This window comes from Bacillus sp. FJAT-27001, from assembly GCF_019039175.1.
In the GTDB taxonomy this organism is placed as follows: domain Bacteria; phylum Bacillota; class Bacilli; order Bacillales; family Bacillaceae; genus Bacillus; species Bacillus velezensis.
In genome coordinates this window covers 96,981-110,762 of record NZ_JAHOAA010000004.1, presented here as the reverse complement: position 1 = coordinate 110,762, position 13,782 = coordinate 96,981, and the positions used below count along the sequence as shown (strand labels likewise).

Sequence of the window (13,782 nt, the reverse complement as noted above, 5' to 3'; positions counted from 1 at the left end):
GAAAAACTTGAAGGTTTTTTTGGCTGATGTAAAAAAAGGACTGGAGTCATCCAGTCCTTTTCATCAAATCGCTCAAATCCCCGCCCAAACATCTTTTGCGTAAATGCCTTTTGTCTGGAGGTCCAAAAGCCATTCTTGCGCTTGCCGTTCGTCTGTTTCGTGGACCGACTGATACGCTTTTTGCAGCGTTGCCTCTACATCGGGCGCCATTTTGCTGCCGTCGCCGCATACGTAGAGGTGCCCTCCCCGGCCGAGGATGGAAATTAAAGCGCCGGCGTCTTTCGCCATTAAGTGCTGCACATACGTTTTCGGTACGCCTTCTTTGCGGGAGAAAGCCGTATGAAGCGTCACGATTCCGTCTTTTTCATAAGCTTCAAGCTCGTCACGGTAAATAAAATCATGATCGTTTCTGCATCCGAAATACAGATGAGCCTCCCCCAGCTCTTTTCCTTCTTTTTTTAACGCCGCCCGGGCCTGCAGAAATCCGCGGAACGGGGCGACTCCTGTGCCGGGACCGACCATAATAATCGGTTTTTCCGGATCTTCCGGCAGCCGGAATCGTGTTTCCGGAGTGCGGACAAACATCACGATACCATCCTCAGGGCCGCGGTCCGCTAAATAATTCGAAGCGACTCCGCGATACTCACCCAAACCGCTCCGGGCGGGGCCGCGAACGACGCCGACGGTAATTGAAGCCTGCCCGGGATGTTTCCGGGGCGAACTTGAAATCGAATAATACCGCGGCTTCAACGGGCGCAAAAGCTCCAGAAATCGCTCAAACGGAAGTTCACACGCTTCATATTTTTCAAGGAGATCGAGCATCGAGACGCGCGATGTTAAGATTTGCTCCTGATAGACGCCCTCCTCAAGAAAATCTTCCAATTCCCGTTTGTGCGGCGGGCAGACCGTATAAGCGGCCATTTCCCGGATTTGAGCCCTTGATGCCGCTTCCTGCAATTCGACACAGCTGCTCAGAAGATCATGCAGCCTGACCGGCCGATCGAGCGGGAGATGAGCCGCGCTCTGTCCGCTGGCTGTCAGCAGCACTTGATCATTCCCGTTCAGATTGAACCGGCGGAGAACACGGCTGACCTGCTCTTTGCTGTTTACCGGCAGCACGCCGAGATGATCCCCTTCATGATAGGCAGCCTCTTTCGGCAGAGTGATTTCGATATGCCTTGTGCTCCGGCCGCTTTCCGGCGCCTGAAGTTCCCTGTTTTCCGCAACGGATGCGTAAACCGCTTCATACGTCTGTGCCAAAGGAGACCCGCCAAGCCCGCTGACAAATTGAAGGCCCAGCGCACTTCGCTCTTTTTCGGCATTTTCATTCAGCTTGAGACCGAATGCCTTCATGGCGTCCGTCCACATGCTTTTTTTCCATTCATCAAGCTTTCCTTCAAAATCGCCGCTGACGTCCCCCTCGCCTCGGGAGGAAAAGCGTTCCGCCCCTTTTTCGGCAAGCTTCTCATCAATAAGCCTCGGTACAGCCTGATATGTCGCCGCCCAGTTATGATCACCGCAGCCGAAGACGGCATATCGGACGCCTTCCAGTTCCCCGGGTTTGACTTCTTCAAGCCATTGAACGAATTGTCCCGCGTTGCTCGGAGGCTTTCCGTTATAAGAGGACGTAATGATCAAGAGAGCTCCTTCTTTCGGCAGTTTTCCGATCCGGTCATTTAAAGGCGCCGTTTCAGTCCGGACGCCGTGCATCCCGGCAGTATCGGCAAGCTCCCGCGCCACGCCTTCTGCGGTTCCCGTATCTGATCCGTACAGAATCAGAAGCGGTCGGTTATCAAGCCCGATAATGGATGCGCCTTTTGTTTCCCGTTTTTCTTTTTCGACGTCTTCCGCCGCTTTTTCAGCCGCCGGGAGAGCAGCCGCAACGGCTTCTTTGTTTCTCGGCCGCACCCGGATATGAAAGTCGCCGGGCTTGATCGTCAGTGTCTGTTTAATATCGAGCTCATAATCGGTGTGATCGATAAAGGTAAAATGCTGCAGAATCATCCCCAGAACAAGAGTTGCTTCATGCAGGGCGAACTGCATACCGATACACGCCCTCTGACCGTTTCCGAACGGCTTATACGCATGGTGAGGCACTTGATCAGGATGTTCAAACCGCTCCGGATAAAATTCCTCCGCATTGTCTCCCCACGCGTCTTTATCACGGTGAAGCTGGGGAATTAAGACGGAAATTCTGTCTTTCGGCGTGATCGGATATTTCCCGCCGATCACCGTATCCTCTTTCGCATAAAGGCTGAACGCAGGCGCGGTCGGCCATAAACGCAATGACTCCTGCAAAATCATTCGGATATAAGTCAGATCCAGCACTTGTTTATATGAAGGAACGGGATCGGTCAAAACCCGATCGGCTTCTTCATAGGCTTTTTCCAAAACACGGGGATGTTTCAGCAGAAAGTAGATGGCAAAGGAAAGCAGGCCGCTTGTCGTTTCATGGCCGGCAATTAAAAACGTGATGATTTGAAACCGGATATTTTCATCATCAAGTTTTTCGCCCGTTTCCGGGTCTTCCACATTCAGCATTCTGGCCAGCAGATCCTTTTCATCCCGGCCGCCTGACCGGCGCTCTGCGATAATACTGTCTACTAACGAAAACATCGCCTGAATGTCATGATGAAATTGGCGCTTCGTCCTGATCATAAGCTTATCCTGAACATCAAGGCGCTGCATTTGGTGCATCGCTTCATCAAGGGCGCGCACCATGCTGTTGATAAACGGATGAGGCGTTTCCCTATAATAGCTGTTAAACCGATAGTTAAAGCCGCAAAGCCCGATCGTATCGAGCGTCAGGCGGGTCATATCAGCAGGCACATCAACGGCCTCATCCGGGTTGAGCCTAGCCCATTTTTGAATCAGCTGCACCGCGATATCAGTCATCATCGAATGATAATCTTTCATCGCGCGCTGGCTGAAGGTCGGCATCAGAATATTATGCGCCTTTCGCCAGTTAGGCTCATGCGTCCAGCTTGTAAACAGCCCGTCACCGGAAAACGCCCGGACTTTCTCCAAAGCTCCTTCAATGCTTTTATCGAACCGTTCTTCATCACAAACCTCTTTCACCAGTTCATGGCCGGACACGACGATAATGGCGCCCGCCGGGGTATGCAGCTGAAAAATAGGCCCCTGCTCGTTTGCCAGTTTGATCAGCGACATTGTAGGCTTGTCTTTATCAAGCAAAGGAAGATTGCCGAGCGGGCCGAATGTCTTCGGCTGCGGAATCGGACCTGTTTCCTTCATGAATAACACCCTTTCTAACACATTGATGCGTTCCTTCCAACTACATTGCCCTTTTCACCGGCCGATTATCCGCCGTCACGGATCAATCATCGGATTGACGATCGATAACGGTTTTTTCTATACTGGAGAGGCTTGTCAAATACAGAAATAAGGTGAGTTCACATATGGATTTTGAAATCAAGTTTTTATCGTTTTATGTCATTCAAGTGGAAGGAAAAGATGAACAGGCAAACAAACAGTTCAAACATTTCCAGACCCTTGACACGGAAGAATTTGAAGAAAGCGAGCTGAAGGATTTTCTTGACGGGGAATTGAAGAAAATCGTCAAACGGAAAGCCGAACGGCATCCGCAATCCGAGCAAGTCCCAACAAAAATCGGCCATTTTATCACGGAGCCGGGCCATGAGCTTGATTCAAATCCGAATTACAACCTTTTCAACCGCGCCAGACTTGCGGATACGAAGGAAGCATTTATCGAAGCAAGCGAGCAGTTCGTCCGCACTTACCTTGACACGAGCGCTGTGCGCGGCGGTGTTTTTATCGTGGCATCGGCCGTTCCGCGCAAGTATTTTGAAGACAAATTCGTCTTTATGATGAAATGCGATTTCGAGCCGAAGGTCGCCCGCATCTCAGACGCCTCGTCTCTCATTAAAAAGGTCGAAATGGCCATCACGACAAAAAACATGAAAAGCATTCAATATCCGTATATGCCGGAAGAAGGCATGACGGAAGAGCATGAGCTGAAAATCCACCAGGCCTCGCACGCCCGTTATTTCGAAGATTTTCTCAAATTTGTCGAATACGGCGAATCGATGCCGGAAATCATGAAAAACCAAGTCATGAACATGGTGCAGGAACACGTGTATGAAACTTTTGAAGAAAACAGCGAAGAGCTTCAGCAGTTTGAGCACGACATTGAAATTTGGGAAGCGAGTGAAAAGCGGGAAATTCAGGAGCGCCTCGACACCCATCAAGTCATCGAGGCATCCGCGCAGATCATTGAACACACGCCGGAAGCCGAGCTGAAAATGAAAGTCGGAGAAACAGAGATTAAAGGATTACTGGCTGATTTCGGCGAATCCATCCATCTCGCAAAAGTGAACGGGCGCTATGTCGCGCTCATTGAGGCGGAGACGATCTCGTTTGAAAAAGGCAGTTCGCCGGTGGAGTTTCACAAGCCTGAGGGGCTGCATGAGGTGATTGAACGGATACGGAATAAATCTGAACAAGACTGACAAAAGTCCAGACGCCATGTTCTGGACTTTCTTTATTTAATAAGGCTCTTTGAGCAATCGATAGCATTCACTGATGATGTCTTGGACGCCGGGCGTTCCCTTTATCTCGCGGCGGACGATTTCAGATGAGAGATTCTGCACCTGTAATGCCCGCTCCGCCCGTCTTTCGAAGTATGCTTGACATGCAGTTTCATGGTTTTCGTGTTTTTGCAGTTCTTCACTAAGCACAATCGCGTCTTCAATCGCCATCGCCGCTCCCTGCGCCAATGTCGGCGCTCCTGCATGGACGGCATCCCCGCCCAGAACGACGCGGCCTCTGTGCCACGGTTCTTTGACCGCCATCTGCTCAATCTTATGAAACAAAACGGGATATTCCTTTGACATATTCTCTGTCACAAACTTCACTCCCGGAATTCCGCGCAGCAAGTCTTTCACCCGTTCAAAACGCGTGTCCTCGTCATCCCTGAAGTCAGCGTCATACGGCCGGATGATAAATACGTATCCTGTTTTTTCAGAGAGCGGCACGACTCCGACCTGCGTCTGCCCTTTTTTATACATCAGTGTCGAATCATGAAATATCGGCTCGGGAAAAGAAATGTAAAATCTGTGCGCTCCCATGCCGAGATACTCTGTTTTCACTTCTCTTTGCAGCATTTGATCGCGGACAGCGGAGCGGATGCCGTCAAAGCCGGCGAGAATGTCAGCCGTCATCATGGTTCCGTCTGCACAATGCACCGTTATTTCATCTGCCGTTTCTTCGTAAGACACGACTTTTTTACCGAGCAGAATCGTGACCCCCGCCGCTTCAGCATGCTTTTTGAGGATATCGTTTAACGTTTGCCGCAATATATTATTCCGCCCCGGCAATGAATCATCTAAAAACGCCTCACTCACTTTAAACTGCAGCGTTCCGTTTTCATCATGCTGCTTCAGCCATTCCGTTTGAAAGCCGTGTTGACAGCATTCATCATACACACCGATTTCCCGAAGCACCCGCAGCGCATTTTGAGGCTGGAGAATGCCCGCTCCGCTTTTTCGCATGCCGGACGCCGCCTCGCAAAGGGTCACTTCAAAACCCGCTCTGCCGAGAGAAATCGCTGCGGACAGGCCGCCGATCCCTCCGCCCGCTATGATGATCTTTTTCACTTCATGGTTCATCACGATACCGCCTTCTCTATTTATTTATCACTTATTAACTATTAGCCACCTTACTATATAGGCTGAAAAACTGTCAATCTTTATAAGTTGCCTTTTGAATCCGGCAAGCTTATACTTTGAATCACTAAAATGGTACGGAGGCTTACAAAAATGGAGTTGAGACATTTGCCGGATTACTCGCAGATTGCCGGACGCGCTGAGATTTACGCCGATATGGATGCTGAATCATTGAAAACATTTTTGACGTTATTTGATATGTCTAAAAAAATGAATCAGGTCATGGAGCATTATTTCTCAAGTCACGGATTGTCCGAAGGGAAATTCAAAATTTTAATGTTTCTGTTTGACGCACCCGGACACAGCCTGAGTCCGACAGAGCTGGCGAAAAAATCCAACGTCACCAAAGCGACCATCACCGGATTGATCGACGGACTCGCACGGGACGGCTTTGTAAACCGCAGCCGGCATACCGGCGACAGACGAAAAATCAGCATCGAACTCACAAAAGAAGGAAAAGAAAAGCTGATGCTGTTTCTTCCCGGCCACTTCTCCAACATTTCAGGAGTCATGGAAAGCTTCACCGCTGAACAAAAAGCGGAATTGACAAAAATGCTTGAAGTATTATTTGATAAGCTTCTGCTGTTTTCCGGCGGCAGAACATAAAAAGGCGCCCCTCTCAGCAGGGCGCCTTTTTCGCGCGGTTAATCATCACTGTTTAAAATTCCGAAAAACCGTAGCAGGTTGATAAACAGGTTAATAAAGTCGATATAAAGCGTCAATGCCATCAAAGGAATCAGGTCAGCCGTGATGTCCCGGTGCTTGATCTGGTTCAGATCGTATAAGATGTACATTGAAAACACAATCGTCCCGATGACGGAATACGCCATCATGGCGGCGGAATTCAGCGGGCTGAAAATATTAAAGATCCCCACTGCGAGAAGCGCGATGACAGCGACAAGCAAGAAGGACCATAAAAACGACAAGTCCTTTTTCGTCTTAGCGCCGATCGTGCCGAGCACCGCAAAAATCACAAACGAAGAACCGAATGCCTCCAATACGACATAGGCCCCCGCTGCGGACGCATAATGGCTGATGATCGGAAACAGCGTCATTCCGGAAATGAAAGCGAATGAAAAGACAAACACATATCCGACGGCTTTTTTTCGGCGCAGCCAAAACGCGGCGATGATCATGACGACCTCTAAGACCGACAGCGGCAGCATCAATGCCGGCGGAATGAACTGGCCCGTATACAGGCCGATTGTCGCAACTAACAGTGTAAACACAAATACCGTTATAATGCGCTGCATAATAGATTGTTTGCTCTCATAAGCAGCAGTTTGCATGTCAAAAGTCCTCCCAAAAAAATGATCTTGATAGGTCTATTATAAATAAAATGGGAGAAATTTGCATGATTTTAAGAAGATTTTAAGGATGTCAGGCCTGACGTTTTGCTGCGCACTCCTGCATATCCATGAAATCATGCAGTTTTTTCGTCAATCCGCCGTGCCCGAATCGGATATTCCCCTTCTGCCCCGGCGTTTTCGCGAAATCGAGAAATGCCAGCACATAAAGACGCCTGACGGGAATCGGAATGACGCCCGCATCATAAAACCAGCCGTCAATTGTATTGAGCACGCCTTTGTTAATGCCGTATTGCTTCGTGCACCAATGCAGAAAGCGCACTTCGGGCAGGTGCAGATACCGGCTCTCCCGGAAAGGAACAGTTGAATGCTTCATATGTACCGCCTCCTGTCATTGGCTGTTTTTTAAGATTGTTTTACTTCTTTGCTCTTCAGGGAAAATCGATATTTCTCCACCTTATCAATTTGTGTCACTTGGGAATTATGAACCGTAATCTGAACTGTCCCGAAATCGAGCGTTTCCAGCGCGCTGATAATCTTTTCGATCACATGCGGATCTACGTTTCCTTTGGACGTCATCATGCTCCCCCTTTATGTCTAGCCGTTCGTCTTTTGACAATGAGTGTTTTAATTCATACTATTCTGATAAGAAATATATAATTATACTATTATGTTTTCATTCAGAAATCAATAACATTTACACAATTTTTGGATATGTTTTCTTTGCGAAAACTGTCACTTCCTTCGCTTTGATTTAAACCGTGTCATCCCGAAATCGACTCCCAAGGCGTCATATAGCTGTTTTTAAGAACGCAATCTTCAAGTTCCGACATATTTACATTGTTTTCCGCTGACAAAAAAAGCGCCCCGCCTCTGGACGGAGCACCCTTTTTTCTATGCTTTTGCTTCCTCGATCACACATGTGACACCCATGCTGGCGAGCGCCTGCTCCAGGGAGCCGTAAGTTTGATACTCTGAAAAATCAAGCCCCAATTGGATAGAAGTCTGTGCCACATCAGGCCGAATGCCGGAAAACACGGTTCTGATGCCGAGGAGAAATAACGTTTTCGACAGCATATACAATTGCTGCGCCACCATCGTATCGACAATGGGCACACCGGACAGATCAATCACAAGGTTTGTGATCCGTTTGGCGACACAGTTTTCCGGCACCGACTCCAAAATCACGCGTGCCCGTCTCGTATCAATCGATCCGATGAGCGGCAGAGTGCCGATCGTATCCGCGATCAAAATAACCGGACAGCTCAATTCGGAAATAAGCTCCTGCTGAGATGACAGCCTCGCGATCATTAATTTCTGAAACTGTTCAGTAAAATCCGTCATCAGCTGATCAAACGAGCCGTTGACAAGGTGATTCCAGCGGCGGGCATCCTCGTTTGTTACGATGTCCTGATGCTCATCCATAAAACGGGTGACCGCCTCCCAAAAGACGGTTCTTGAATTGCCGATCGCCTCAACGACCTCATGAACCTCCGCGTCTTGCTCCACTCTGCTTTTCGCTACCTGTGCGGCCCATTTTTCTTTGTTATGCTGAAAAACGGCCGGATCTTCCAAAAAAGCGCTTGCGATGACCGTGTTTGTAAAGGTATGCTGCTCGATCAGCAGCCGTTTCATTTCCTCACTTAATTGATCCGCAGAATAAAAACGCCCTCTCAGCTTCCGTCTCAGCTTGAGCCATTTTTCCGTCAGCTCTGCCGAATGTGTAATAATATAATCATGAAGTAATTGGTCTTTGTTCACTGCCGTCTCCTCTTTCAAGAATATGTACTTTTGTCTAAATTATAAATCGGAATCGCCGATCGTACTAGAGAAATTAAAAAAAGCCTGCACATTAAAGCTTTTGATTGCTTTTTTCGGCAGGAGGATACACTATAAAAGAAATGAAACAGGAGGTCAGTATGATGATCAAAAAAATCGCGACAGTTGCCGTATACACTGATGATCAGCAAAAAGCGAAAACATTCTGGACGGAAAAAGCGGGGTTTGAAACCGTCGCCGAGCATCCGATGGGACCGGGCGCCTTCTGGCTTGAGGTAGCGCCCAAAGGAGCCGCCACTCATTTGGTGATTTATCCGAAATCAATGATGAAAGGGGCCGAGCATATGAAGGCTTCTATCGTATTTGAGTGTGAAGATGTCTTTGCCGCATACGAACAGATGAAAAAGAACGGCATCACCTTTTTAGATGAACCGAAACAAATGGAATGGGGCAGCTTCGTGCAATTTAAAGATGAGGATGGTCATGTCTTTCTCCTGAAATCGTAAGCCGTCAGGCATCTCAATTGACTGTGAGAATCATTTTCATTTAAAATGTTGGATAAAGCGTGAAAAGGATTGGAGAGTTGCCAGATGTTCGTGCAAATCAGAAAAATGACCGTAAAAGAAGGACATGCCGACAAAGTAATCGAACGCTTCAGTTCAGAAGGCGTGATTGAAAAGCAGGAAGGTTTGATAGACGTAACGGTCCTGGAAAAAAAAGTCCGCCGCGGTGATGAAGAAGTCGTCGTGTTAATCCGCTGGGAGTCAGAAGACCATTGGAAACAATGGGAAAAAAGCGAAGACCACATCGCGGCCCACAAAGCAAACCAAGGCAAGCCGAAACCTGATTATATGCTTGGGACGGATGTCGGTATGTATCATGTCAGAGCCGTTAAAACAGGCGTACATGAAAAATAATAAAGAGCATTTGCCCCAGGGCAATGCTCTTTTTATTTTTTCTCCTCATACGGCAGGACAAACAGCGGTTTATCGGGCTTCCATTCCGCATACAGCACATCCTCCGTTTTTTTGATGTTCAGCTTTTTCAGCTCCTGATTCAGCTGCTTTTCTTCCAGCCCGGCTTCTTTCAGATTTTCATACAGCACTTCGCCGTCAATAATCAGCGTGACCGGCAAAGAGACCTGCTTCGGCTTTATTTGCATGTCGCCGTTTTTCGTCGTGTCATATTGAAATTTCGGCAGGACACTGACCATCCCGTTTGTTTCTAAAATCGCGTACTCCGCTTCCTGTATGGAAAAGCAATTCGCCTGTCTGAGAAGGCTTTGCAATTGATTAATGTCCAGCTTATTCTTTTTCAGCACATCATATTTCAGTTTTCCTTTATGTATGATAATACTCGGCTCGCCTTCCAACAGCTTTCTGGAGCTTTTTACTTTCTGCGTAATCAGTTCGATGAGATAAATTAAAACCCCCCATAACAGAGAGGCAAAAATGATTTCAAAAATCCTGACGCCTTTATCATACACCGCATTTCCGACCAGTTCGCCGAGGATGAGCGCGGAAATAAAATCAAACGGCGTAATTTGCGAGAATTGAGTTTTTCCAAGCAATTTTAAAATCACAAATAAAATACCCAAACCGCATACTAACTCCCAAGCCACTGTAAGTAAATGTCCCATATTCGCACCTTCTTCTTAAAAGTCATTACCATTATGGACATTCGCCTGTTTTCTATACAGCGGCCGGCAACACACAAAAAAACGCAGCCGAGGCCGCGTTTTTTCACTTCTGCTTACTGTTTTTGATTCGATCTGACGACCCGTAAGCACACCTCAGCGGCATAACCGGCAGCCGCTCCGGAACCCGCAAACATCGCGGCAAGCCCCAAGCCCATTCCTTCCCAGCCGCCGACACCGAAAATGCTGTAAACAACCGTACCGAAAGCAGTCAGGCCCAGCACCGCCAAAAGGCACTCAGGCCACATCTTTTTCGGCCATTTCTTGCGGAGCACAGCCGATACGGCAAAGTTAAGACAAAATGCGGCCAGACAGATCAGAAAAAAAAACCCCATGTCTTTTGCACCTCCGTCATGAGTAGCTTTTTATTTGCTCACCTTTTTTTCAAACAAATGATAACCCGGCGCGGGTCCTTTTGATTCGTACCCCATTCCGCTGTAAAACGACTGAAGCGCCTTGTTTTCGGACACGCAATCGAGCCGGATTTTCGTTTTTCCCGGACAAGACACACCCGTTTCCGCCCAAGTCATGATTGTCCGGCCGAGCCCCGCCCCTGCAAACCGCCTGTTAATCGCCAGCCGGTGGAGATATACGGACTCCTCATGTCCTTCATCGCCCCAAAGACGTCTGTCCCACCCGCTTGCTTCGGGAAGCAGCATGACGACGCCGGCCAGCTCTTCATTCTGCCTGAATAAAAAAACATACCCTTGGGCGATCGCCTCCCGCATATTGTGGGTATCTTCCCCTTGCAGAAGGCCGCTCCACTGGTTCGACCCTTTATCGCGAAGCCATTCTGCCGCTTGCACGAGCAGATCCATGACCTCTTTTGCATCATCTTTCCGGGCGGAGGTGACCCGGAATGCCCCCGCCTTCTCCTCCGTAATCGTAAAAGGTGTCATAAAATCCTCCTGTAATCAGAATATTCGACACCTTCATTATAGACCAAACGCAGAAAGGAAAAAAACAGCCGTCGTGTTTGAGGGCCGTTTAAAAAATTTTCTTCTTATCACGTTCTTCTTTTAAAATCTCAACCGCTTCCCTGAAACGCATAGAGTGGACGATTTCACGCTCACGCAGAAAACGGAGTGAATCATTCAGGTCAGGATCATCGGAAATATCAATAATCCATTGATACGTCGCTCTCGCCTTTTCTTCAGCCGCAATATCCTCATATAAATCAGCGATCGGATCTCCCTTCGCCTGTATGTAAGACGCTGTGAACGGAACTCCGGCCGCATTGTGATAAAACAGCGCGCTGTCATGGTTGACGTAATGATCACTGAGCCCTGCATCACGCAGCTGCTCCGGGGTCGCATCTTTTGTCAGCTTATAAATCATCGTCGCAATCATTTCTAAATGCGCAAACTCCTCCGTGCCGATATCCGTCAGCAGGCCGATCACCTTGTCAGGAATCGTGTAGCGCTGGTTTAAGTACCGGAGCGCTGCGGCCAATTCGCCGTCCGCCCCGCCGTATTGTTCAATGAGAAACTTAGCCAGCATCGGGTTGCATGTACTGACTTTAACCGGATACTGCAGCTTTTTTTCATATACCCACATTTACAGATCCCTCCTTATACTTGCCATGGCCAAGGACCGCGGCCCCAGTCCCATTGAGCGCCGACCTGACTCACGCCGAATTGCAGAAGCGGTCCGTACTCAGGCTCAAACCGCTTTCTAAGCTGTCTTGAGTACCGGGAATATTCATGAAACTGCTGAAGCGCGAGACGGTCATGGGGATGCGTATCCAGATAAAGCGTCAGCTCCACCAAGACAAAGTCCGCCGCCTGAATTTGCTCCAGCAGCCGATAATATTCATCATCAATCTTTTTCGCCATATTCGATTCCCCCCCGATAAGGATTATCATAGAAATCGTAAAGATCCTTCCAAAGGGTCCCTTTTCTCAATGCCTCCATCGGAGAAAACTGCTCTAAGTGATACGGCTGAAACCGCATATAAAGATGCGGCGGCGTTCTGAAGTATTTTCTCCCGATCGGCGGGCAGGGATCAAACCGGCTGTGGAAGGGTTTATAGGATTTGACCGGTGTAAACGGCTGATTTTCTTTCATTACGATCCTCCTTTCCTAAACACATGACCTTAATAGGTATGAATCCGTATCGGCATTTATGCCCTGTAAGAAAATAAAAAAGCCCGTTAAAAACGGACTCAATGTAACTCATCTGGAATTTGAAGTAAAAAAATCATAATGAAAAATCTGATTGAAAGCGCTGATAATGTTTCAATGTATATTCCGTAATTTGTTGATCATATTCAGGATATTCATATCTCAATAAAACAGCCACTGACTTTGAATATGCTCTAAAGAGACCCTGGCAGTCAAACAATGCCTTCCACACGCCTTCATAAGTATTGCCGACATAAGTATTCAGCAGAATTTCCCAATCTTTCGCATTCATGTAATGTTGAATATACTTATAATTCTTCCCTACACTTAATGAAAACTGATTCTCTATCCCGATATTCCACGCAATCATACGCAAAACATTAGGCCTTAAAATGTCATTCATATGATCCAGCGCAAACAGTATTTCTTTACGCATTAATCCTTTAATAACATAGGTTGAAACCATCCAAAATTCATTGCAGCAATCATCAAACTCTCTGGGGGTCGGTTTCTTTATATGATATTGTTCATCACTCGCAATAATCTTACTGTTGATTCGGTCATCCTTGTCTAATAATATTTCCGCCAAACCATCACTCTGTGTAAAATAAGCCTCTGTTTGACTCAGAGGGATCAAAGTTAAGTCGATTTTATGATGATCTTTAAAAAGCATTAGATAGGAGAACCAGTCTCCGAGTTCCGGAGGGAAAAGTTCCATATCTTCAGGTTTTTGCATCATCATTCTTTCGCCAAACTGATCCAGCCAGCTTTCGTCAGATGTGAAAGAGTCCATATCGGTCACAAAATAAGAAATATCATAGTCTTGAAATTTGTCTCTCGGTACATTTTTATTGGTTCTTGATCCCTCTAAAGTGACAAGACGGATTCTCTCGTCCTTCATCGCAATATCAAGAATCAATTTCATCATTTCGCCTTCACTTCTCACATGGAAAACCTCCCGATAAAGAGATTTTTACAGATCATGCTTTTCAGTTTATAAACAACTTGCTCATGATTTACAGAAAAGTCCTATGTACTTGATGATTTTGCTCCAATCGTAACACAGCTGCAAGAACATGAGAAGAGCACTCTTGCTGTTCCAAGAGTGCTTTTCCCGAATGGTCAGATATATTGGCTGTCCCGATGATGATGATGATGATGATAGAACGGG

At 47.4% G+C, this 13,782-nt stretch carries 17 protein-coding genes; 4 read left to right on the top strand and 13 right to left on the bottom strand.

Translation table 11 applies throughout. From position 1 onward, the window contains the following. Positions 1 to 72 precede the first annotated feature (72 nt). Positions 73 to 3,255, bottom strand: a complete 3,183-nt coding sequence (locus BGM27_RS14710; protein ID WP_041482288.1) for a bifunctional cytochrome P450/NADPH--P450 reductase — start codon at positions 3,253 to 3,255, stop codon at positions 73 to 75. Between the two features lie 164 nt (positions 3,256 to 3,419). Between BGM27_RS14710 and BGM27_RS14705 the strand changes: the two genes are divergently transcribed. Then, on the top strand, positions 3,420 to 4,490 hold the full coding sequence (locus BGM27_RS14705) for a DUF3900 domain-containing protein (protein WP_007408944.1): 1,071 nt from the start codon (positions 3,420 to 3,422) through the stop codon (positions 4,488 to 4,490). Positions 4,491 to 4,526: 36 nt separating this feature from the next. Here the strand turns inward: BGM27_RS14705 and BGM27_RS14700 are convergent, their stop codons facing one another. Beyond that, positions 4,527 to 5,648, bottom strand: a complete 1,122-nt coding sequence (locus tag BGM27_RS14700; RefSeq protein WP_007408943.1) for an FAD-dependent oxidoreductase — start codon at positions 5,646 to 5,648, stop codon at positions 4,527 to 4,529. Between the two features lie 150 nt (positions 5,649 to 5,798). Here BGM27_RS14700 and BGM27_RS14695 point away from each other — a divergent pair, with 150 nt between their 5' ends. Beyond that, on the top strand, positions 5,799 to 6,311 hold the full coding sequence (locus BGM27_RS14695; protein ID WP_007408942.1) for a MarR family winged helix-turn-helix transcriptional regulator: 513 nt from the start codon (positions 5,799 to 5,801) through the stop codon (positions 6,309 to 6,311). A 38-nt stretch (positions 6,312 to 6,349) separates the two neighbouring features. Here the strand turns inward: BGM27_RS14695 and BGM27_RS14690 are convergent, their stop codons facing one another. From BGM27_RS14690 to BGM27_RS14675, 4 genes are all read right to left on the bottom strand, one after another. After that, positions 6,350 to 6,994 carry a Bax inhibitor-1/YccA family protein gene (locus tag BGM27_RS14690; protein ID WP_007408941.1) on the bottom strand — a complete coding sequence of 215 codons (645 nt, stop codon included), beginning with the start codon at positions 6,992 to 6,994 and terminating at the stop codon, positions 6,350 to 6,352. 91 nt (positions 6,995 to 7,085) lie between these two features. Next, positions 7,086 to 7,388 (bottom strand): FMN riboswitch-binding regulator RibR, encoded by a 303-nt coding sequence (gene ribR / locus BGM27_RS14685; protein ID WP_007408940.1) that lies wholly within the window; start codon positions 7,386 to 7,388, stop codon positions 7,086 to 7,088. 29 nt (positions 7,389 to 7,417) lie between these two features. Next, positions 7,418 to 7,591 carry a YezD family protein gene (locus tag BGM27_RS14680; RefSeq protein ID WP_003155693.1) on the bottom strand — a complete coding sequence of 58 codons (174 nt, stop codon included), beginning with the start codon at positions 7,589 to 7,591 and terminating at the stop codon, positions 7,418 to 7,420. Positions 7,592 to 7,906: 315 nt separating this feature from the next. Then, the gene (locus BGM27_RS14675) at positions 7,907 to 8,773 is read right to left on the bottom strand and encodes an STAS domain-containing protein (protein ID WP_007408939.1); all 867 of its coding nucleotides are present in this window, start codon (positions 8,771 to 8,773) and stop codon (positions 7,907 to 7,909) included. A 161-nt stretch (positions 8,774 to 8,934) separates the two neighbouring features. Here BGM27_RS14675 and BGM27_RS14670 point away from each other — a divergent pair, with 161 nt between their 5' ends. Continuing rightward, positions 8,935 to 9,297: a VOC family protein gene (locus BGM27_RS14670; protein ID WP_007408938.1), complete on the top strand. Its 363-nt coding sequence runs from the start codon at positions 8,935 to 8,937 to the stop codon at positions 9,295 to 9,297. A gap of 84 nt (positions 9,298 to 9,381) precedes the next feature. Continuing rightward, on the top strand, positions 9,382 to 9,708 hold the full coding sequence (gene hmoA / locus BGM27_RS14665; protein ID WP_003155696.1) for a heme-degrading oxygenase HmoA: 327 nt from the start codon (positions 9,382 to 9,384) through the stop codon (positions 9,706 to 9,708). A 32-nt stretch (positions 9,709 to 9,740) separates the two neighbouring features. Here hmoA and BGM27_RS14660 read toward each other — a convergent pair whose 3' ends face one another. From BGM27_RS14660 to ant(6), 7 genes are all read right to left on the bottom strand, one after another. Then, positions 9,741 to 10,430 carry a YetF domain-containing protein gene (locus BGM27_RS14660; protein WP_020953931.1) on the bottom strand — a complete coding sequence of 230 codons (690 nt, stop codon included), beginning with the start codon at positions 10,428 to 10,430 and terminating at the stop codon, positions 9,741 to 9,743. A gap of 113 nt (positions 10,431 to 10,543) precedes the next feature. Continuing rightward, positions 10,544 to 10,822, bottom strand: coding sequence for a YesK-like family protein (locus BGM27_RS14655; RefSeq protein ID WP_007408936.1), 279 nt, complete (start codon positions 10,820 to 10,822; stop codon positions 10,544 to 10,546). A 30-nt stretch (positions 10,823 to 10,852) separates the two neighbouring features. Continuing rightward, positions 10,853 to 11,386, bottom strand: coding sequence for a GNAT family N-acetyltransferase (locus BGM27_RS14650; protein WP_007408935.1), 534 nt, complete (start codon positions 11,384 to 11,386; stop codon positions 10,853 to 10,855). 88 nt (positions 11,387 to 11,474) lie between these two features. Beyond that, positions 11,475 to 12,044, bottom strand: coding sequence for a spore coat protein CotJC (cotJC, locus tag BGM27_RS14645; RefSeq protein WP_003155700.1), 570 nt, complete (start codon positions 12,042 to 12,044; stop codon positions 11,475 to 11,477). 14 nt (positions 12,045 to 12,058) lie between these two features. Next, entirely contained in the window at positions 12,059 to 12,322 is a 264-nt protein-coding gene (gene cotJB, locus BGM27_RS14640; RefSeq protein ID WP_007408934.1) for a spore coat protein CotJB, read from the bottom strand. Further along, on the bottom strand, positions 12,306 to 12,554 hold the full coding sequence (cotJA, locus tag BGM27_RS14635; protein ID WP_007408933.1) for a spore coat-associated protein CotJA: 249 nt from the start codon (positions 12,552 to 12,554) through the stop codon (positions 12,306 to 12,308). Before cotJA ends, cotJB begins: the two co-directional genes overlap by 17 nt. Positions 12,555 to 12,687: 133 nt before the next feature. Beyond that, on the bottom strand, positions 12,688 to 13,557 hold the full coding sequence (gene ant(6), locus BGM27_RS14630) for an aminoglycoside 6-adenylyltransferase (RefSeq protein WP_007408932.1): 870 nt from the start codon (positions 13,555 to 13,557) through the stop codon (positions 12,688 to 12,690). Positions 13,558 to 13,782: the final 225 nt, after the last annotated feature.